General features: G+C 55.0%; 15 protein-coding genes. 7 read left to right on the forward strand and 8 right to left on the reverse strand.

The window, feature by feature from the left end; translation table 11 throughout:
• Positions 1 to 225: 225 nt before the first annotated feature.
• The 7 genes from ACX9GU_RS14295 to ACX9GU_RS14325 form a co-directional block, all read right to left on the reverse strand.
• Entirely contained in the window at positions 226 to 2775 is a 2550-nt protein-coding gene (locus tag ACX9GU_RS14295; protein ID WP_473191979.1) for a fimbria/pilus outer membrane usher protein, read from the reverse strand.
• Between the two features lie 89 nt (positions 2776 to 2864).
• Positions 2865 to 3620 carry a fimbrial biogenesis chaperone gene (locus tag ACX9GU_RS14300; RefSeq protein WP_473191980.1) on the reverse strand — a complete coding sequence of 252 codons (756 nt, stop codon included), beginning with the start codon at positions 3618 to 3620 and terminating at the stop codon, positions 2865 to 2867.
• Positions 3617 to 4363 carry a fimbrial biogenesis chaperone gene (locus ACX9GU_RS14305; RefSeq protein WP_473191981.1) on the reverse strand — a complete coding sequence of 249 codons (747 nt, stop codon included), beginning with the start codon at positions 4361 to 4363 and terminating at the stop codon, positions 3617 to 3619. The genes ACX9GU_RS14300 and ACX9GU_RS14305 overlap by 4 nt, the downstream gene beginning before the upstream one ends.
• Positions 4364 to 4373: 10 nt before the next feature.
• Positions 4374 to 4937: a fimbrial protein gene (locus ACX9GU_RS14310; protein WP_473191982.1), complete on the reverse strand. Its 564-nt coding sequence runs from the start codon at positions 4935 to 4937 to the stop codon at positions 4374 to 4376.
• Between the two features lie 22 nt (positions 4938 to 4959).
• Positions 4960 to 5496 (reverse strand): fimbrial protein, encoded by a 537-nt coding sequence (locus tag ACX9GU_RS14315; protein WP_473191983.1) that lies wholly within the window; start codon positions 5494 to 5496, stop codon positions 4960 to 4962.
• On the reverse strand, positions 5480 to 6196 hold the full coding sequence (locus ACX9GU_RS14320) for a fimbrial biogenesis chaperone (protein WP_473191984.1): 717 nt from the start codon (positions 6194 to 6196) through the stop codon (positions 5480 to 5482). The genes ACX9GU_RS14315 and ACX9GU_RS14320 overlap by 17 nt, the downstream gene beginning before the upstream one ends.
• Before the next feature lie 89 nt (positions 6197 to 6285).
• Positions 6286 to 6792, reverse strand: coding sequence for a fimbrial protein (locus ACX9GU_RS14325; RefSeq protein ID WP_473191985.1), 507 nt, complete (start codon positions 6790 to 6792; stop codon positions 6286 to 6288).
• A gap of 1293 nt (positions 6793 to 8085) precedes the next feature.
• On the opposite strand from ACX9GU_RS14325, the gene ACX9GU_RS14330 reads away from it, so the two are divergent.
• From ACX9GU_RS14330 to ACX9GU_RS14360, 7 genes are all read left to right on the forward strand, one after another.
• Positions 8086 to 8544, forward strand: a complete 459-nt coding sequence (locus ACX9GU_RS14330) for a sugar dehydrogenase complex small subunit (protein ID WP_473191986.1) — start codon at positions 8086 to 8088, stop codon at positions 8542 to 8544.
• Positions 8541 to 10379, forward strand: coding sequence for a GMC family oxidoreductase (locus ACX9GU_RS14335; protein WP_473191987.1), 1839 nt, complete (start codon positions 8541 to 8543; stop codon positions 10377 to 10379). Before ACX9GU_RS14330 ends, ACX9GU_RS14335 begins: the two co-directional genes overlap by 4 nt.
• Positions 10366 to 12150: a GMC family oxidoreductase gene (locus ACX9GU_RS14340; protein WP_473191988.1), complete on the forward strand. Its 1785-nt coding sequence runs from the start codon at positions 10366 to 10368 to the stop codon at positions 12148 to 12150. Before ACX9GU_RS14335 ends, ACX9GU_RS14340 begins: the two co-directional genes overlap by 14 nt.
• Position 12151: 1 nt before the next feature.
• On the forward strand, positions 12152 to 13792 hold the full coding sequence (locus ACX9GU_RS14345; protein ID WP_473191989.1) for a ferritin-like domain-containing protein: 1641 nt from the start codon (positions 12152 to 12154) through the stop codon (positions 13790 to 13792).
• An 11-nt stretch (positions 13793 to 13803) separates the two neighbouring features.
• A complete protein-coding gene (locus ACX9GU_RS14350; RefSeq protein WP_473191990.1) occupies positions 13804 to 14682 on the forward strand; it encodes a hypothetical protein in 879 nt (292 codons plus the stop codon).
• 66 nt (positions 14683 to 14748) lie between these two features.
• Complete coding sequence (locus ACX9GU_RS14355) at positions 14749 to 16323, forward strand: GMC oxidoreductase (RefSeq protein ID WP_473191991.1); 1575 nt, start codon at positions 14749 to 14751, stop codon at positions 16321 to 16323.
• A complete protein-coding gene (locus tag ACX9GU_RS14360) occupies positions 16320 to 17966 on the forward strand; it encodes a UbiD family decarboxylase domain-containing protein (RefSeq protein ID WP_473191992.1) in 1647 nt (548 codons plus the stop codon). Before ACX9GU_RS14355 ends, ACX9GU_RS14360 begins: the two co-directional genes overlap by 4 nt.
• Before the next feature lie 56 nt (positions 17967 to 18022).
• On the opposite strand, the gene ACX9GU_RS14365 is transcribed toward ACX9GU_RS14360, so the two are convergent.
• The gene (locus ACX9GU_RS14365) at positions 18023 to 20632 is read right to left on the reverse strand and encodes a fimbria/pilus outer membrane usher protein (protein ID WP_473191993.1); all 2610 of its coding nucleotides are present in this window, start codon (positions 20630 to 20632) and stop codon (positions 18023 to 18025) included.
• Positions 20633 to 20679: the final 47 nt, after the last annotated feature.

Here is a 20679-nt window from a genome sequence, read left to right on the forward strand (position 1 = left end):
GGCCTCACTGATCACCTGATAGCCAGATCTGAGTTCCAGGGCAGAACAGTTCGCGCCCCAGGCGAGGATCGCTGCCCCTAAAAGGCCTCGTACCCAGCGTGTCAATTGACGCTGATTGGTTCCATGGGGTTTTCTGAATGTTGTCATTTGTTACTCCTTTTTGGCATCAGGCCAGGCTTTGCTGCCCTGATACCAGAATTCATGGTTAATGTCCGGGCACAGCTTTTAGCGGCACTCGCCATGCAACTGGATAACCGGCATCTGAGCCGTCGGTTTCTGACCGCTGAGGTTGTAGCTAACGCGGCACTGCCTATCGTTGCCTTTCCCCCATGTCACCGACAGCGCGCCTTTCTCCGGCAGGCCAGCCAGATAAACCTGGCCGTTATCGCCCACGATGCCGGTGACTTCTTCACGGTCGGCGTTCTCTAGCAGTGAGACAGTGGCACCAAAAGGCACGGCCCCACCGGTACGTGTCAGGGTCATCAGCACCTGATAGCCGATGCGCGTGGCAAAATTGGCCTTCACCACGGCCCCGTTGGTCGGATAAATCGTTTGTTGGTTCTGCGGCAAGTCAACGTTGTCCGGCAACGTGCTTGGATCCAGCCCAATACTGTTGCGGCTGTAATCCGACAGATAAGGCACTATGGCGAAGCCGCGTGAGTCGGTCTTGCCACCACCGTTAGTCAGGCTTACTCCTTCTGCACCAGGCGCACTGATCAGGGCCACCGAACTGCCTAACGGACGTGACAACGTAACACCTTCGGCGTGCGCGATCATTCCACCGCTCATATTCAGGTTCATCGAACGCATATCATTCGAGTAACCGTAACCGGCTGAAACGTTGCCTTTGCTGCCCTGATAACCCAGATTGAGCGTGCTGTTACTGACCTGATCCTGGTTTCCCCATCCCTGCATCATGCTGTAAGAGAACGCCCCGTCAGCATTGCTGCCGGTGATCCCTGCCTGATTCTGGGTGCGCCCCTGGTTGTCATGGGTGATCTGGCTGCTGGCGTAGGTGTTTTGCAGCGCAGATGAATAGCTAAAGACGCTGAACGGCACGTTCAGGTTAAACGAAACCTGGCGGTTCTCCGGCCAGTCACCGTTCCCTTTCATCCGGTCAACCGTGTAGTAAAGCCCGTAGCTGACGCCGTGATAACTGCCGTTATAACCTGCAGACAGGCTGGTCAGGGTTTTGGTTGATCCCCAGTAATCGTCGCGACTGGCACGCAGGCTGAGCGAACCATAGCTGGCGAGTTGCTGAGTCACCTGGGTCTGGAAACTGCTGCGGCGGCGGCTCAACGTCCAGGGAGATACGTCTTCCCGTGGTGCATAGCCCATGCTGTTGTATTCTGAGAAGCTATAGTAATCCCGTGTTGAATATCGCAGCGCCGTCAGATCCACCGACGTGCCTGTGGTCAGCATGCTTTTTGAATACCGTACCCGCCATGAGCCACCGGTCTGGCGTGACTTATCTTCAAACTTCGCGCTTGAAAACGTGCCGTCTGCAGACATGGCACCCAGACTACCCAACGAGATCCCGGTCCCCATACTCAGCGTGCTGTAGTTTTGCGATGCCAGAGCCCCGCCGTAGAGCGTCAGGTTTTTGGGTAAACCGTAAATCAGGGTGGCAAGAACAAACTCTGACTGGCGAGAGCCTTGTGTCGAGCCACCGTCATAGCGTCCGGTAGTGGCCTCATATTTGAACGCCCCAGGGCGTACCATCACCGGCAGAGTTGAATAAGGCACCACAAAGCTGCGCACGCTACCGTCGGCTTCAGTCACCGACACGTCGAGGTCGCCGGACATGCCCGCTTGATAAAGATCTTTGATCTCAAACGGGCCTGGAGCTACGTAAGTCTCATACACCACAAAGCCATTCTGCCGTATGGTGACACGGGCATTACTGTTGGCCACGCCGTTAATCTGCGGGGCAAAGCCACGCAGGCGCGCAGGCATCATCTGATCGGTTGAACGCAGCTGGATACCACGGAACGGTACACCGTCCAGCACTTCGCTGCCGGTATTGGATTCCCCCATCGTCAGGCGGGAACGCCAGTCGCGAATATCGCGCGACAAATAGGTGCTGGAAAAACGCGTGCTGTTATTTTTGTTGCTACCTTCTGCATCAGAATGGCTGTATGTGACGGTGCTGCGTAGGCGCCACGCGCCCGCATTGGCGCCGGTCTGTACGTTAGCAAACAGGTTATTGGTCGTACGCGAGTCATTGTTCAGCGTCTGCTCATTGCGTCCGGCGCTAAGGTTGTAGTTAAACAACATCGCCATGATCCCGTCATCCCATTGCTCGGGGTTGACCTGGCTGTCTTTGCCCGGCTGCATGGCTATCTGCGGGATACTGATGTCCAGGCGCAGACGCGATAAGTCAAACTTCACGCTGGATTGCGGGATCAGTTTGGCAAGATTGGCAACCGGCTGGCCTTTCGGCAAGTCCTTCAGTGCAGGCAACCGATCAACATTAACGCCTATCGCCTCGAGTAGCTCCGGAGTCAGTTCCGGTACCACGTTACCCTGCGCATTCTTGCTGAACACCAGATCGCGGGAAACCGCTTCGCGCTGGTTAACAAAAATGGTCACCGGGTAATTTCCCGCAGCGACTCCCCCCGCATGGGCAAAAGTGGACAAGTCTACATCTGAAGTCCCTGTGCCCAGTGAAAGCAATCCTGGGTCAAAGTAGTCCTCTGCCCATGCGCCCTGGCAGCTTATCAACACGAAAAGCGCCAGCGTCTTACGTGGGAAGCTACATATGCTGGTAGTCATGCCATTTGTCCTTAAACAGGATGTCAATTTGTTACTCAAGATCTTTCCCTGCTCTGTAATGGGTTTTTCGGCCCCAGGTTTCCCCGGCGCTACAATGCCTGTCGCTGTAATGGCGTTGTTTGGCTGTCTTCATCCAGCACCTGCCATTCCACCGCGCCACGAACGCCACTGGCTACGGGGTAACGCTGCTGTCCTTTAGGGGGAACCAGTTTGCTCAGTTCACCTGCAGGAAGCGGTTTGCCACCCACAGTGACCAGGCTGAAATTGATGTAAAAAGGCGTGGGGTTGTCGACCACCAGGCCATCACTTTGTAAACTGAAACGCAGCTGCCTGGAGGCTTTTGCCACCCCGCCCTCTGGTAACCCTTCCGGGCGATAAAACAACTTCATGTTGTTCACCACAGCGATCACCAGTTGCCCACCGGTCTGGCTGGCCTTCTCCGGTATTGACGGAATGCCTTTCACCGACAGATAAAACACCGACTCCCTATCCTGGGGCAGCGACATTTCGGTGAGGCGGATACGCAGCGTTAACTGTTCCCCCGGATCCACGCGCTTTAACGGCGGCGTAACCATCAGCGGAATAGCCGCTGCCGGGGCTTTGTTGTCCTCTTCCGCTACCGGCAACCCGGTGGTGAAGTCCATAGGTCGGACCCAGGACTGCATCAGATACGGGCGGTCGGTGTTATTGGTCAGTGACCAGGTGATGCCCTTTTTTTCAGCTGCCGGATAGACCAGCCGAAATTGGTTAAACGAAAGACCCGCTGGTTTTTCTGACTCGGCAAAGCACGGCATCGCACCGATAAGCACGGCGATAAGCAGTGGCATCTTCGGAGAAAACTTCATGGTTTTCCTCCAGTCAGCACGGCGGATTGGTATTGCTGGCTGGTACCGCCATAGTCATTGATTACCGACCATTGCGCCCGTCGAACGTGACCCGAAACCGGGTAACTCACTTGCGAAAACGGAGCAATCATCGCTACGCTATCGCGTACCTTGAGTTCAGTGTCGTCAAACGCCAGACGTGAGAAGGTCAGATAATAGGGAGTGGGGTTGTGCGCCTGAACCTTGTCACCCTGCTGATAAAAGGTTAAACGCCCTTCGGCTTCTGCCGGTGCCATCGCCAGCCCGACAGGGCGGTAAAACAGCTTGATAGTGTTTTGAATTCCCACGGAAATGCGTGCTGCCAGTGCGGAGTCATCCATCTCTTTCGGTGGTGTCATTGCCGGCACCGCGATCGCGGTAAAATAAAACACCGACTCACGATCGGTAGGCAGCACAGCGTCACCCTTACGCAAAATGCGAATGGTGTTCTTGCTGTTTGCTTCCAACCGAAATAACGGTGGCGTGGTAAGAAAAGGTGCCTGCTCATGCCCTTCAGGGGTAGCAACCACTGCCGACTGCACCAGATAGGGCCGCGAGCCGTGATTTTGCAGGGTCAACGTCTGTGCGTTGTCTGTGGATTGGAAAATGACGCGCGTACGGCTGAGACTGATCCCCCCTTCTGCAGCGGCCGCTCCCTGGCACATCGCCACCATGACGCCTGCCATAAGCAGGATTCGGCGTAACAACAAAGCGTTAAAATGCACGTAGCCCTCCTTACTGGTAGGCAAAATCGAAGGTCACAGTGGCGTTCAGCATTCCGGACTTGGTGGTGGCGTCGTTGCATTTGTTACCGCAGGACAAGGCAACTTTGAGCGGAATGCTGGTGCTACCACCGTCAAAGGCTGCTGAACTCAGGGCAAGTGGCAGGAAGCTGTTAGCTGCCACCACGTCCCCTGTAGAGGTAGCAATACGCACGCCGTAGTTCACTGCCTCAGTGGTCGCGGGTAGCCGGAACAGGAAATCGCCGGAATCCGTATTGCCCGATCCAGTCACTTTGACGCCCGGCTTTTGTAGCGAGCCGATAAACCCGGCGCACTGCGATACGGTAATTTCCAGTGTTAATGGGTTTGCCAGACTGACGCCTTGGCGGATGTCAGATGACAGCACCGTATCGAAATCAAGGGAGGCAGGTGCCGACACCTGGCAGGTTGGTGCCTGAAAAGTCGCACTGAACGTCACATCAGTTGCCTGAGCGCTGGCGGTTATCGCCAGCAGGCACAGGCAAAAAGGGACCCTCAGGGCAATGAATTGCCTTGATAGCGTGTTGTGAGTTTTCATCAATGTCTGTCTGTTGAAAGCGTTAAGGGAAAATAAAGGAGAACGTTATCCTGGCGTTAACCGCTCCGCCGGTCAGCATCGGATCACCGGCACTGCGCACCAGGCCAACAGAAAAAGGCTGAGCTGAGCTCCCTTCATCCTGGCTGATAGATACTGTATCTCCTGGCGCAACAGTATCTGCGGCGTTATAGAAATCGGCCAGGTTGGTGAGCGTGCCCTTTTTCAGCATAAAACCGACATAACTGGCCGTTGAACTGCCTGCGCGGAACAACCGGGTATCGCTTAGCCCCACGGATTCGCCTGTCACTTTCATGGACGGCGCTTTACCCTGCATTTCAACGCAGTCCAGGTTAACGGCCAGCGGCAGCACTTCAGCCGTACCGGTAGAAAATTGGGTCGTATTTTTGTTGTCAAAGGTGATGCTGGCCTTGTCGAACGAAACCTGACAACTGCCATCCACAATTCTGGCTTTAATGTCAGTAGTCGCAGCAAAAGCCTGACCGAACGGCATAACGGATAAAACCAGCAACATGCCCGAGAGTTTAATTAACGATGCCACGGAACGTCTCCACTCCACCAAAATCGTTAATCGCTGCCCACTCGGCTTTACCCTGCCCAGCGGTCACCGGATAGACATTACTGGCAAAAGGAGCAATCATGCTGGTGCCTTTAATCACATCCAGTTTGACTTTCTTGCCATCGATCTGCAGCGTCTTCATTGAAATAAAATAAGGTGTCGGATTAGACACTTTGATACCGTTGCCCGCTTTGGAGAACTGTAATTTACCCATAGCCTCTTTCTGGGTCATGGCTAAATTATCTGGGCGATAGAACAGCTTGATGGTATTCCCTGTTGCCACCTGTAGGGTACCGCCGAGCTTATTATCATTGTTATCCTGGCCTGCTTTACCGGTCGGGATAGCTGTAATATTCAAATAAAATATCGATTCCCGGTCACTTGGCAACGAGCTTGCTTTCTTCAGGACGCGGATTTTATTGGTGGCGTCTGATTCAATACGGAATAATGCCGGCGCTGGCATAAAAGCGTTGCTGGCTGATTTGGCCGCAAGGCTGTCTGAAATGCCGACATTAATAAGATAAGGCTGATTATGAGAGCGATTAATGATGTCGACGCTCTGGCTGCTGTCCGTGCCGTTGAAAATAACGCGGGATGCGCCAATGCTGATCCCCGCCAGCGCTGGCTGAACCAATAGGGTACACAGGCTTAAGACAACGCCTAACTGGTGATAAAACTTCATAATATTCTCTGATAGTTAAATTGAAAAAGAGAGGCCGCAAAGTGCCTCTCTTTCTGCACGATTAGCGTCGGGCTATTCGTTATTTACTATTAGTTGCTTACGAAAGAAATTTTGATCGGAGCGTTGTAAGCACCAGCCTGGATACCAGAAGTGGTTACTACGCCCATGCCTGCGTCGAGGGTATAGGTCAACGAACCATCTTCACCCGCCACAACTGGGATGCTGGTGTTGTTGGTTACTTGAGTACCATCTTGCGCTTTCAGCATGAAGCCAGCAGTCTGAGCAACATCACTCATGAACAGATTGGTGTTGTTAGCTACGATACCAGATACCTGCAGTGCGCCCTCTTCTTCTTCGGCACAGTTTTTCAGGGTAACAACCAGAGACTCGTCACCAACCTGCTCTAAAGCAGAAATAAAGTCAGTCTTGGCAAAAGAACCCACATTCAGTGTTGCTGCGCCGTTATTTGCAGTAACTTCACAAGTGGTTTCCACAATAGTCCCTTGCAAAGTAACATCAGCCTGAGTTGCAGCCTGAACGTTACCGACAATACCCAAAATCAAAGCAACTGGTGCAAGGGTGAAAATCTTTTTCATTACGACATCCTTTATAGATATAGAGTGTATTACACGGTTAAATACTGTTTATCAACCTACGCGGCTGATGGGTAAATAATACTTGGCAGGCAGGTTATAAAATATAGGACAGGGATTATTTTAATGACGGATGGGACCTACGCGAGTAGGCAAACTTATTTGTCCTTCGACAGCTATAATAAACTAGCACCTAAGCTGATAAAATTAAACATGTTGCAAGAAAAAACTGTCTCTCACATTACCTCGGGGTATGTAGCCCCGTGACCGTCTATGTCGCGCAGCGTAATGTTCATGCTGGTGCTGTCATCACTCCAGGGCAGATTGTGATGTCTATCGTGCCCGCAGATCAGATAGGGATACACGCCAATTTGAAAGAGGCCAGCTGTCCAATATTCTTGTTGATCATAAAGTGGCGCTCAGTATGGTAGTGACGTCACCTTTGAAGGCGTGGTTGAAGGATCACGATGGTGTCAGCTCAGTTCAGCGTGAGGCAGGTAGAAGGACAATAATGCACAACGAATACCGCTACGGAATGCTATCGGCCCGATACAAATAAGCCAGTATCCGCTGCTAATAGGTGACCTTGATTGACGGCCATGCCCACCTGGCGGCGTACTAGCCCTTTCCCAACACAGCATGGTTACCTAGAGGGCGAAATGTTAACAATCAGGATTTTATGCTTACCTTGAATCTTTGGTAGCAAAACATCTCGCCTTCCAGGGTTCTATAGACAATAAAATACTTTATTAATGCTTAAGCTTGCGGAATATGGTCTCTCATACCATATTTACAACACTCTGAAGAATGTGGTGGATTAAGTAAAATACAAAACTTAACCACGTACTTTAACCAGTAACATTCTGATCGAGCTTTTATTTTTTAATGAGATACCACGTGCCTGCGCAATGCTGGCCCGCTCTGTGTGTTTCATTTTATTTAGCATAGCAATGTTCACCGCTAATATCATTAGCCCGGGAAGTAAACCATTGTGAGCCTCGCGCAACCGTTCGCCGCCATCGGTGTTATCGCTTGCGTTTCGGCACACACCATTCGTTCTAATTCAAAAGGTTAACATGAGTTAAAACACCGTTGTTGTTTTTACAATAGCGTGCTTTTTGGTGCACCTAAAAAACAAAAAAATCATGAACATCCACGTGACTGGAGGCTCAGGGATTAATACACGCCTATTAATCCATAGCGATAAATAAAGCGACTATTGCAACCTGTTTTATTGATTATTCCCGGTGGCAACAATAATGCCACCATAATAAAAACCTATACAGGCAGCACCTTATGAGCGATGAACAACTTGCATCCGATGCGGCACTACAGCAATTTATCGACCTTTCCAGTTTATTAACCGGTTTCGACCGTTTTGAACTACTCGGTACGGGCCAGGCAGCTTTTTATTATGATTGGGTACAAAAGCACGCGGCAGAACGTTTGGCTACCTTGTTGGCGGCCTATGGCGAACTCCCGGTAGAAACTGCACAACACTCATCCTTTGTGAAAACCCACCTGTTGGGTTCAGAAAAGTTGTCAACGCTGGTGCGCAGCATTATCAAACTGTGGTACCTGGGCCAGTGGTACTCACCAGACAACCCGAAGGAGACCCAGATCCCCAGTGCTAACAGCTATCAACAGGGCCTGGTGTGGAATGCGATCCACGCCCATCCGCAGGGAGCCAAGCAGCAAGGCTTTGGTGCCTGGGCTGAACCGCCAGTAACCACCTCCACAGTGGTGAAACTATGAATATCATCACTCCTGAACAAGCAGAGACAACCGAGTACGACGTGGTGATCGTAGGTGGAGGGATCTCTGGCGCTATCGTTGCCAAAACCCTGACGCAGGCGGGAAAGCGCTGCCTGATCGTCGAAGCCGGTACCGGATTGGGGACGGACTATCAAGGCTATCTGGACTACCTCAACACCTTTTATACCGCCACCATCAAAATCCCCAATGCTCCCTACCCTGATAACCCGAATGCCCGCGAACCGCTGGAAACCGATGTCTGCAAAACCCCGAGCGACCAAGGTTACTTTGTCCAGCGAGGAAAGCTGCCATTCAGTTCGACCTACACCCGCTATCTGGGAGGCACCACCCTGCACTGGCTCGGTACCTCGCTGCGCATGCTGCCAGAGGATTTTCGCCTGAAGTCGCTGTATGGCGTGGGTATTGATTGGCCGATCGATTACCAGGAGCTGGAGCCGTGGTATCGCAAGGCTGAGCTGGAGCTTGGGGTTTCCGCCAACGTGGAAGAACAGTCCTATCTTGGTGTCACCTTCCCACCGGGTTATGTCTACCCCATGCACGGTCTGCCTGCGAGTTGGAGTGACAAGCAACTGGCCAGCCGCATCGATGGCATGCAGGTAGAAGATGACGGCAAGACGTATACCCTGAAAGTGCGTGGGACGCCCGCCTCACGCAATAGCGTTCCCAATAGTGCTTACGATCAGGGCCGGGGCTATACCCCAAAAGGCGCCGTCGGTAACGACAAAGTGGGCCACCGCTGCATGGGTAATTCCAGTTGCGTGCCGATCTGCCCTATTCAGGCCAAATACAACGCGCTGAAAACGCTGAACACCGCCAACCACGAAAAGCTCGATATCGTGGTGCAGAGCGTGGCTTTCCAACTGGATATCGACCCGCACAGCAAGGCGATCAACGGCGTTCAGTTCAAACACTATCGCTATCCTGGCGATGACTCCTACAGCCTGCATACGGTGAAGGGCAAACGCTATGTGCTCGCCGCCCACGCTGTCGCCAACGCGGTGCTATTACTGGCTTCCGGAGCCTGTAAAGGCAACGATCTGGTTGGCCGCCATCTGATGGATCACCCAGAACTGCTGACATGGGGGCTAACCAAGGAAACGCCACTGTGGCCGTTACGTGGCCCATTGGCGACTTCCGGCATCGAGGATCTGCGCGGTGGTGGCAGCTTCCGCAAACACCACGCACCGTATCGGTTCGAGATGGGCAACGACGGTTGGCTGTGGCCGGATCAAGCACCGTCGAAAGATGTGATCACTTTGGTAGACGAGGAACAGCTGCACGGTAAAGAGTTACGTGAAAGGCTCAAAAACCAGGTTTCACGTCAGTTCCGCTTCGGCATCCTGGTGGAACAACTGCCGGAGCGCGATAACCGAGTCACCATCGATCCGAAGTATCTAGACATAATGGGTAACTACCGCCCGGTCATTTATTACGATTTATCGCCCTATACCCGAGCCGGTTTTGCCAGCGCTTACGATATGTCGATGAAAATCTTCCACCAGGCCGATATTGAGAACCACTCGTCCTATTCGAAAAAGGATGCCGGAGCCTTCGTCTGCCCAGACGGCAGAACCCTCACCTTTAACGGTGCCGGGCACTTTGCCGGAACTCACTGCATGGGCGATTCACCAGAAAGCTCCGTGGTGAATAAGGACCAGCGCACCTGGGAGCACCCCAACCTCTATCTGGTGGGCTGCGGCAACATGATCAACATGGGTACCTCAAACCCAACGTTAACCATGTCGGCGCTCACCTGTTGGGCTGCGCATAACATCCTGCAGGATCTGGACGGGGGGCATCATGCGGCAGATTGATTGGCAGCAAGCCACCGCCCAACCCTATGATGCGGTGATCGTCGGTTCAGGATTTGCCGGTTGCATCATGGCCAAGCAGTTGACCCGCGCTGGCCGTCGGGTGCTGATCGTCGAAGCCGGGACGGGCAACGACAGCTTTAGCCAGCACCTGGATCATGTGCAAACCTTTATGCAGGCGGTAGCAAAAACCCCTAACGCGCCCTATCCCGACTCGCCCAACGCCCCACAGCCGGAAGTGACCGACGTTGAACCCATCACGCCCGGTAAGCCTTCGCACAAAGGGTATTTCGTGCAGATGGGGCCCTATCCCTTTGAAAGTAACTATACCCGCCGGCTGGGGGGCACTTCGCTGCACTGGTTCGGCAGTTGTCCACGGATGCTGCCAGAGGATTTTGCCATGGCCACGCTGTTTGGCCGTGGCGTGGACTGGCCGCTGAGCTATGAAGAGTTACTGCCGTATTATCAACGCGCTGAGCTGGAAATTGGCGTTTCCGCCGACGTGCAGGATCAGCAATATCACGGCATCCATTTTGCGCAGGGTTATCAGTACCCGATGCAAAAAATCCCCCAAAGCTATCTGGATCGCTGGATGATCGCCGGGTTGGCCCAGGCCGAATTGCCCGGGACGGCAGACAAAGCCCAGATCCGCTCTATCCCGCAAGGCAGAAACAGTGTGCCCAATGCAGGTTATATCCCGCGTGGTGCAGTGGGTAATCCCGCCGTGGGTCGCCGCTGTATGGGCAACTCCAGCTGTATTCCTATCTGCCCGATCCAGGCTCGTTACAACGCGTTAAAAACCCTGGTGGAAACCGATGCCGATTTGCTGATCCAGGCGGTTGCCTCTCGCCTGCATATCTCGCCAGAGACGGGGCAAATCAGCGCGTTGGACTGCAAGGTGTGGAAGAACGACAGCAGCCATGACTTTGAGCCGATCACCTTACACAGCGAGCTGTTTATTCTGGCCGCTAACGCCATCGAAAATGCCGTGTTATTACAGGCATCACAGGCCTGTCAGTCCAGCGGAGAGCTGGGGCGTAACCTGATGGATCACCCCGCCATCTTGTCTTGGGGGTTAGCGCCGGAAGCGATAGGCGCATTTCGTGGGCCGGGTTTGACGTCAACGCTGGTGAACTACCGGGGTGGCGAATTCCGCCGCGACCGCGCCGCATTTGTGCTGGAGATCGGCAACTGGGGCTGGAGCTGGCCACGCAACGAACCGGTGGACAGCACGGTGGATATGATCGATGACGAGCGATTATATGGCAAGGAGTTACGCCAGCGGCTTGGGCAAGTACTACCCCGGCAAATCCGCCTGGACATGATGACCGAACAGCTGCCGGATGCCGCCAATCGCGTCACCATCGACGATCGCTGGCGTGATCCGCTCGGTAATTACCGGCCAGTGATCCACTACAACGTGGACGACTATAGCCAAGGCGGGATGGCGTTTGGCCGCGAAGTGGCCAGCAGCCTGTTCAGCCAACTGGGCATCAAGGATTTCACCCACTACCAGTCGGACAACCCCGGTTATTTCACCTGGCAAGGTAACGGTTACATCTGGGCGGGCGTTGGCCATATTGCAGGCACCCACCGGATGGGAACGCGGCCAGAGAATTCGGTAGTCAACCGGCACCAGCAAAGCTGGGATCACCCCAACCTTTACGTTATTGGCTGCGGCAGCATGCCAACGCTGGGCACCTCAAACCCCACGCTCACCATGACGGCCCTGACCTTCGCCACTGCCGACCATATACTCGGACGGAAACATTGATATGAACATGACCGCAAAAGCCAAGACCTTCCAGCTTGCTGAAACCTCGTTTGCCCAACTCGGCTATGTGCAGTTTGCCGACGAAAAAAGCCTGGCGCAGGATTTGACCGAACTGCGCAATCTGCTGCAGAACGCCATGCAGCTGGAACATGCCACCATTCCCCCCTATCTGACGATGCTCTATACCCTGGATGACGACGTTGACTGGCGCATCATCGAAACCCTGCGTTCGGTGGTAGTGGAGGAAATGCTGCACTTCACCCTGACGGCCAACCTGCTCAACGCCATCGGCGGGACACCCGCGGTCGATTCGCCCGACTTCCTGCCCAGTTATCCCGCACGTCTGCCTTACGATATTGATGATATTGAAGTGAATCTGTACGGCTTCTCCAAAAACGGCATCTTCCAGGGCATGGTGATCGAGCATCCGAAAGATGTCCGCCCGCGCGCCATCGCCAATGAAGTCCCCAGCGATATGACCATCGGTGAGTTTTATCTTTACATCGAGTCGCGGCTGCGGGCAGCGGTGGAAACCCATGGAGAACGGGCGATTTTCTGCGGCGATCCGCAGCGCCAGATCCCGCCGGATGTTTTCTACTACGGCGGCGGGGGCAACGTACTGAAAGTAAGCGATCTGAAATCCGCGGTAGCCGCCATGAAACTGATTACCGATCAGGGTGAAGGCACAGAAAACGATATCTGGGTGGTGGATGAAGATGAGTTGGCCCACTATTTCCGTTTTAGCCAGATCTACAATGAACGGCTGTATCAAAAAGGCGATACCGTGGCCAGTGGCCCTACCGGCGACCCATTCCCGGTGCCGTGGAACAAAAGCGTACTGATCGACAGCAATGCCAAGGTCAGTGATTATCCACCCGGTGAAGTTCGTGACGCCATCATCCGGTTTAATCAGCGTTATTGTCAGTTACTCGGCGATCTGCAAACTGCATTTACCGGTGCCCCAGACAAGTTGATGGCCGCCGTGGTGGCGATGTGTGCGCTGCGGGATGATTTCCGCGCCATAACCGCCAACCCGTTCCCCGGCAAGGAGTTATTTCACTGCGCCCCCACGTTTGAGTACAGCGTAGCTAACCACCAACCGCTGGGTAAACAGGTGTTGATGGCTGCTCCGGCTACCGCAGCCGTAACCATAACCGACAGTGCTGATGCCAGTGCCAGTGCCAGTGCCAGCAATGAGGCCACTCTGGATCAACTGCAGCAAGCCTATTCCACCGGTAACCTGCAGTTGGCACTCTCCTGCATGAGTGACGAGGTGATCTGGGATATCTCCGGCCCCAGCGAATGCCCCTATCTGGGCGTGTTTTACGGCCACGAGGGGTTTACCCGTTTTTGGACGCTGCTCGGGGCAACGGTGAATTTTGGCAGCGCGGGCGTCGAGAAATCCTTCTTTAGCGGCGATCAGGCCATGTCCTACGGTGGCGAACAAGGCACGACCAAATGTGGCCGCGTGCCCTATCGCTACGACTGGGCGATCCGTTATCAATTCAATCAACAGCATCAAATCACCCTGATGCGTCAGTACTTCAACCCACTGAACATTCTTTCGGCGCTGAAGGCCGCGCCTTATCCGGTACCGGCGGCTTGCCCACACTCGGCCAAACCTCAATCCCAACAACAGTAGGAACCACGCACATGTCTAATCAGCAAAATGATTTACCCAGCATCCCGACGCCGTTCACCATGCCGTTCTACTACGCCTCATTGACCAACGTTGGCGTGTATTATCTGGTGCCGTTGAGCCGCGTGGAACCTTACTTGCAGGGAACCGGGCTTAGCCCAGCGCGGTTTGGCGACAAGGCGATGGTGAGCTTTAACTTCCAATTGTATGCCGGGCAATTTGCCTCTGGCCTCAATACCCCGCCGGAGCAATGGGGCAGCAGCGGTGCGGCGATCACCCAGGAGCTGGAGCTCAACATTGTCGCCTATCCCGAGCACCGTAAAGACCAGTTGGCCCCGATTGGCTATCAGGAGTTTATCCAGGACGGCGATCAAACCAAGCTGTACGGCAACCATCGCGTCTGGGTGCCTTGCGATGCCCCCATCGCCATCGCCGCCGGTGAGCAACTGTTTGGCGAGCCTAAATTCCAGACCACTTTCAAGGTCAATTTGGCCTCACAAAATCCGGTGCGGACCAACTCTCCGGTCTATCAGCCCGAGTGGGTGGAAACCTGGGGCTTCCGGGTGGACGATCCAAAGGATGCCAACACCGCGATCTTCACTTGCATCGTCAACACCTTGGGCATCAAGGCGATCCCGGGCAACATCTCGCCAATTACCGAATACGGCGTTCACGATAACAAACTGATCGGTTGCCGCTGGAACATCCTGCAGGCGATGGATACCTATTTCCTCAACAGCGGCCACGCTGAGGCAGTAAAACTGGTGCTGGGGACCAGCAGCCACCCCATGCGTAAAGATCTGGAGCAGTTGATCGGTGGTTGCGCACCCGTGGCGGTACAAACCCTCAACTCAGCCCCGGCGGCCATTCAAAGCCGCGCCTATTACCCATAGCCGTTTGCCCCGCCGCCGGTTCGGGGCGGGGATGATTTTTCGCATGTCACGTTCCGGGAGCCAACTATGAGTGAAGTCGACAATATCTACTTTTCCCGCTTTGCCCAGATCAAGGGGCAGTCTTTTGACTATATCGTGATTGGTGGCGGTGCCTATGGCACCAGCTTTACCCACCGGGTGCTGCAACATAATCCCCAGGCCCGCATTCTGGTGCTGGAGAAAGGCGATTACCTGATCCCCGACCATATTCAGAACATTCCACCGGCCTACATCAAACTCAACACCAGCGTGGGTATCCGGCCATGGACCTATCATGGCTCTGCCGATATGAAACTCAGCCTCAACTTTATGCCGCAGATCCCTTATGTGGGCGGCCGCGCGCTGTTTTGGAACGCCTGGACCCCGCAACCCGATAGCAGCGAAATGCCGGACTGGCCAGCGCAGGCAATCGAGCGTCTGGATAATCAGTGGTATCCCACCGGCGAATTTATGGGGAGGCGCTACTCCCTGGACATCCCCGGCAATCGCAACCAGTCGCTGAATCGCTTTATGGGTGAACGCCTGTTCTCGCAGTTGGCCAATATCAGCGGAGCCAAGCCGCAGCCAAGCCCGAGCGCGTTGGACTCCGCCATGGCAACTGGACAGGGAGTGGCACCAGAGGATTGGGCCAAGTTCTCGCCTATTTCGGTACTGGTGAATGATGTACAGGCTTACGCCTCACTCAAGGTAGTGGTTAATGCCGAAGTGGAAAAACTGATTGCAGAAGGTGACGTTGTCACCGAAATCATCACTAAAGAAGGGTCACTCAGCGTCGGCAACGCCAAAGTGATTTTGGCCTGCAACACGCTGGAAGCCGGATTTATCCTCACCAAATCTTTCCCTGACGATAAACTGGTGGGGAAAAACCTGTGTGGTCATATCCGTTCCTGGCTGGCCGCCCGTATCCCCGCCAGCAGCCTGCCGGCTTTGACCAACCAGTTGCAAACCGTGGCCTATTACCTGCCCGGCATCGATAAAACCACCAACCGCCTGATGCACACCCACATCAGCGTGGTTCATAACCCGCAACCCGCAGAAAGCTACGACGTGCTGTACCGCATTCTGCCAGATGCTTCTTCACCGGAAGCCGTTGCCACCTATCAGGATCCTGACTACGTAGTGATCATGCTGCATTCGATGGGGGAATTCCTCGGGGAACGCTCGGCAAATTCGTGGAATTACGTCACGACCAACCCGCAGGGCGAGGCCGAGGTCTATATCCAGATGAAGGAAACCGACCGTCAGTTCTGGGATGCGATGGATAAAACCACCTATGACGTGATGTACGCTCTTGCCGGAGATGCCACTCTGGAGTACCAGCACAATAACCCGGACGGCAGCTTCACCTGGGAACCTTCACCGCCAGACAATATTCGCAATCAGGGGTTGGTGCATGAAGCTGGCACCTTATGGATGGGGGATGATCCGGCCACCTCGGTCACCGCCCTCGACGGTCAGATGCACCGTTACCCGAACGTATATGGGCTGGGCAGCATGTTGTTCCCCCGCCCTGGCTCATGGAACCCAACGCTGACCGGCGTAGCCCAGTCTTTCGCCCTGGCCGATGAACTCAGTGGCCCACATCAGGATCAAAATCAATGAAGCGACGTAAACTGAAAATTGATGTGCAGAAAGTCCCCAAATCCTACCGCGCCTATCTGGAACTGTTGGCCAGCAAGGGCGAAGTGGTGGCGATCCCCGACGAGGTGGATTGGTATCTGGAGATCGGCGCCATTCTGCGCCACGCCTGCGAAACGGAAAGCCCGATGCCGCTGTTTAGCAAAGTGAAGGGCGCACCCGGTTTTCGGGCGGCAGAAATGGGCCCGACGGTCAGCCGCGTGCCGGGCAAACGCTGGCAGCGTCTGGCGCTGATGCTCGGTTTGCCGGACGATGCCCAGTTGCTCGAGATCCAGGATGCCTTTCTGGATGCCATCGGTCAGGAGCCGCATCCGCCAGTGATGGTCGACCCGGCCACCGCCCCGTGCAAACAAAACAAATGGGTGGGCGAACAAGTGGATATGACCAAAATCCCGGCTCCTATCCTGCACGACGGTGACGGTGGCCGCTATTTCCAGACCGCCGGTGCCATCATGGTGCGCACCCCGCCAGGGGAACCGGTGCCGGAGGACACTTACACGGTCGATAAGGACGCCTGGACTAATTGGTCCTTCAGCCGGGCGATGATCGCTGGCTCACGGCCACAGAATAACCCAACGCCAAAACCGCCTCACGTCAGTTCGGTCGGCGTACCACACGGTAATGGCCCGCATTATTCGAAGAACAATATTGTCGGCCTGTGGCTACCTTTCCAGCATAACGGCATGATCTACAATATGTGGACGGCCCAGGGGAAAGACTGCCCGTTTGTCATCGCCCTTGGGGTGCCCCCGGCGGTCACCATGCTGCTTTCTGCGGCTCCGCCAGCTTGGCATGACGAATACAACTATGCTTCGGCGTTTCTTGGGCACGGCATAGAGATGGTGAAAGCGGAAACCTGCGATGTGCTGGTGCCTGCCGAATGTGAAATCATCATCGAAGGCTATGTCAGCGCGGATAAATCCGTGGCTGAAGGCCCGTTTGGCGAGTTCCCCGGCTACCTTTCCAACCAGTCCAGCCTGAAACCACTGGCGAAAATCACCTGTGTCACCTTCCGCGATGAGGCTATCTTGCCGATCTGCATTCCGGGGATTCCGATCGACTCTACGCTGATGCTCGGCTGCTTCTGTTTATCCGCCACCGCCAGAGTGTATTTTGAAAAGTCCGGCCTGCCGATCATCGACTGTTTCAGCCCGCTGGAGGCCTCTTCCCATTGGCTGGTGATCCGGGTACGTGACGACTGGCATAAAATCACCGGCATGACGGTCAAAGCCTTTATCGACAAGATTGCCGAAGTGTTCTGGACCAACCATATCGGTAAAACCACCGCCAAACTGATCATCGTGGGCGAAGATATTCCCCCTGATGACAGCAACAAAGTGACCTGGGCATTAGCGACACGTAATAATCCGGTGCAGGGCGTGTTTCACTATCCGCAATATGACTCCGACGGTACCGGGTTACAGATTTACCTGGATGTAGCCACCAAACTACGCGGGCGTGGCGGCTTGGTGGCCTACAGTTGCCTGCAGATCCAACAGCAGGTTAACCAGCCGTTGGAGCAGGTATTGAGCTTTGCCACCAATTATCCGCTGCCGCTGCAGGAGAAAATCAAAGGCAAATGGTCTGAATGGGGATTTGATCGCTAAAAAACCGTCCCCGCACCATTTAGGTGGTGCGGGGATCGCTGTAGCAGATAGATTTATTACACCACACACTTGGCAGACACTTTCGGATAGTCCTGCATGGTGGCTACGTTGGCCGGTAAACGGTACTGCAGTGAACAACGCTGATTGGCTCCCTGCCCCCATTTCACCGTCAGTCGCCCCTGCTGTGCCAAACCGCGCGCAAAGATCAGGTCCCCCTGGCCAACCATCGCCAGATATTGCCCCTTGTCGTCCAGCACCTCGGCACCCAACGGGATCGGTTTCCCATCAGTACGGCTGGCTTGCAACATCACCGGTGCCCCGATTTCGGTCTCGTATTTCAGCATCGTGATGGCCCCGGCGCTGGGAGCGACCTGCTGAGAACTGCCCTGGATCTCCACGTTCTGCGAAGTCCCTTTCGGATCGAGCGCGATTTCGTTCTGGCGATACGGCATCAGCCCGGAGACCACTCCGAAACCGTTACCCTGAACTGCCGCGCCAACGTTGCTGCTGATGGTTGCCCCTTGCGCGCCTTTGGCCTCTACCACCGCCATGGTTTCCCCCTGGTACTGCGTAAAGTTGACACCACCCGGGTGGGCGACGACGCTGCCGCTCAGCCCCAGGTTCAGTTGCCGAGTGCTATTACCACTGCTGGCCCCACCGCTCATCACCGCATACGGTGAATTGTATTGCACATTGCCGCCCAACGAATTGGTGCCGTGACCATCGGCCCGGTTGCTGCTGCCAAACGCGTTATAGCTCAGTTGGTTATTCTCACCCGCCGTACCGCTCAGGGTAGTTTGCGCGGTGGTGTTCTTGCTGTCGCTGTAATTCAGCGACGTCGTCAGCATCGGCGCCCGCGACTGGCTGCCCAATGGAATGCTGACGCTGGCCTGATACTGCGTATCCGACTGGCCCGCCGAGCCGAGGGTGCGGCTAACACCGACGTTGAAGCTCCCCCAATTGTAGCTGTTGCCGTAACCGGCCTGGAACGTGGTGCTGGTACCCCCACCGTTATGCCAGTAGTTCTGCGCTGAACCGCTGAAGAACAGGCTGCCATACCCGTCGGCCAACGGCTGGTTGACGTTCAGTTGATAACGGTTACGTGGCCGAGAGGTCTCAGAAATATCACCAGCCAGACCGGGCAGGCTCCCCACCTCGTTAAACGTGGGCGTCTCGCTACTGCGCGCCCGGGCGAAATCACCGAAGCTCAGGTAGCCGTCGCTCGAAAAACGGTAGGCTGCCAGGGTAAAGTTGGTGCGCGTTTCAGGCAGCAACTTGCTGTAGGTCGCCCGGTAGCTCTGCCCCTGCATATGCTCATCGATCCCGGCGGTATTGCCCTTTAAACCGCTAGCCCAGGACTGGGTGATATCTACCGCCACCGCGCCCAGACCGGTGTTCAAAGCCAGCCCGCCCTGCAACGACTGATACTTGTCGGCCACAATGCCCCCCGTGTAGGCGGTCACCAGGTTGGAGATCCCCTGCTGCCAGGTGCCCAGCAAGAAGCTGGGGGTAGTATCGAGCGCGCTGTCACGATATTTTCCCGCTGACAGGTTGAAACGTGAAATCCCCGGGCGCAACATCTGCGGCACCGCCGCATAGGCCACGGTAAAGCTGCGGGTCTGGCCGTCGGCTTCGGTTATCGTCACCAGCAAATCGCCGGAGTAGCCGGTGCTGTGGAGATCGTCGATGGCAAACGGGCCTGGCGGCACGCTGGTCTCGTGGATCACGTTGTTGCCCTGGCGGACGGTGACCTTGGCGTTGGAGTTGGCGATCCCACGGATCACCGGCGCAAAACCGTTTTGAGTATCGGGGTTCATGCGGGTATCGCTGGTCAATTGCACGCCGGTGAACGGCACGCTGTCAAACTGATCGCCCGGCGTGAAGTATTGCCCCACCGAAAACTGCGCTCTGAGCGGTGCGATCGAACGCTGAGCGTAGCTACTGATAGCCTGATAGTGCCCAGAATTGTTGCCCCCATCTGTCCGAGTGTAGCTGCTGTTATGGCGTAACCGCCAAGCCCCCAGATTGACCCCACTGTTAAAACCGCCAAAATACTGGGTGGTATTGCCCGCATCCCGGTTGTCTGTGTGAAAGGCGTTGAGGTTATAGCCGACAAAACCGGCGGTGACGCCATGATCCCACAGCTCGGGCGCGACCACACCACGGCGTGAACCGATAAAAGCTTGGGGTACGGTGATCTCCAGCATCAGTTCACCGGTATTGGCGCTTAACTTGAAACCGGGAATGAATTTCCCGGCGTCAAAGCATTTCTCGTTCTTCAACGCCTGTTGGGCCAGCGCCGCCTCAGGGAGTTTGCTGGCATCCAGACCCCATTGCAGTACCTGCTCAGGGGTAAAGCAATAGTTCACCCCAGCCTCGGGGACGGTATGGGTCACCGCAATCTCCTGGCGGCCCACCCACAGTTCATTGACGTACACATCAAAGCGATAATGGCCGGGGGTCAGGGTATTGCCTTTGCTGAAGCGAGAGAGATCTGCCGCCTGGCCGCTGAGCCCACGGAAAAAGCCGGGGTCGAACTCTGCCAACTCCGAAGAATTCTGGTCTGTGGCATGGGCAGCCGTACTTACCGCCATCGCCAACAGGCTGGTCACAAAGATCTGACGAGTCTGGCGAGGAGTAAATGCGTTTAAGAATCCAGCAAACATGACTATTTCTCCGGAGTTAAGTATTTCTGAAGGGGTAACAAGCGGCG

This window comes from Serratia sp. K1WW1 (assembly GCF_055790865.1).

What these genes read in the sequence shown, in the direction of transcription:
- ACX9GU_RS14300 (WP_473191980.1), bottom strand. Translation starts at nt 3,620, where the DNA reads ATGAAGTTTTCTCCGAAGATGCCACTGCTTATCGCCGTGCTTATCGGT.
- ACX9GU_RS14365 (WP_473191993.1), bottom strand. Translation starts at nt 20,632, where the DNA reads ATGTTTGCTGGATTCTTAAACGCATTTACTCCTCGCCAGACTCGTCAG.
- ACX9GU_RS14340 (WP_473191988.1), top strand. Translation starts at nt 10,366, where the DNA reads ATGCGGCAGATTGATTGGCAGCAAGCCACCGCCCAACCCTATGATGCG.
- ACX9GU_RS14335 (WP_473191987.1), top strand. Translation starts at nt 8,541, where the DNA reads ATGAATATCATCACTCCTGAACAAGCAGAGACAACCGAGTACGACGTG.
- ACX9GU_RS14345 (WP_473191989.1), top strand. Translation starts at nt 12,152, where the DNA reads ATGAACATGACCGCAAAAGCCAAGACCTTCCAGCTTGCTGAAACCTCG.
- ACX9GU_RS14360 (WP_473191992.1), top strand. Translation starts at nt 16,320, where the DNA reads ATGAAGCGACGTAAACTGAAAATTGATGTGCAGAAAGTCCCCAAATCC.
- ACX9GU_RS14320 (WP_473191984.1), bottom strand. Translation starts at nt 6,196, where the DNA reads ATGAAGTTTTATCACCAGTTAGGCGTTGTCTTAAGCCTGTGTACCCTA.
- ACX9GU_RS14295 (WP_473191979.1), bottom strand. Translation starts at nt 2,775, where the DNA reads ATGACTACCAGCATATGTAGCTTCCCACGTAAGACGCTGGCGCTTTTC.
- ACX9GU_RS14355 (WP_473191991.1), top strand. Translation starts at nt 14,749, where the DNA reads ATGAGTGAAGTCGACAATATCTACTTTTCCCGCTTTGCCCAGATCAAG.
- ACX9GU_RS14330 (WP_473191986.1), top strand. Translation starts at nt 8,086, where the DNA reads ATGAGCGATGAACAACTTGCATCCGATGCGGCACTACAGCAATTTATC.
- ACX9GU_RS14325 (WP_473191985.1), bottom strand. Translation starts at nt 6,792, where the DNA reads ATGAAAAAGATTTTCACCCTTGCACCAGTTGCTTTGATTTTGGGTATT.
- ACX9GU_RS14350 (WP_473191990.1), top strand. Translation starts at nt 13,804, where the DNA reads ATGTCTAATCAGCAAAATGATTTACCCAGCATCCCGACGCCGTTCACC.
- ACX9GU_RS14310 (WP_473191982.1), bottom strand. Translation starts at nt 4,937, where the DNA reads ATGAAAACTCACAACACGCTATCAAGGCAATTCATTGCCCTGAGGGTC.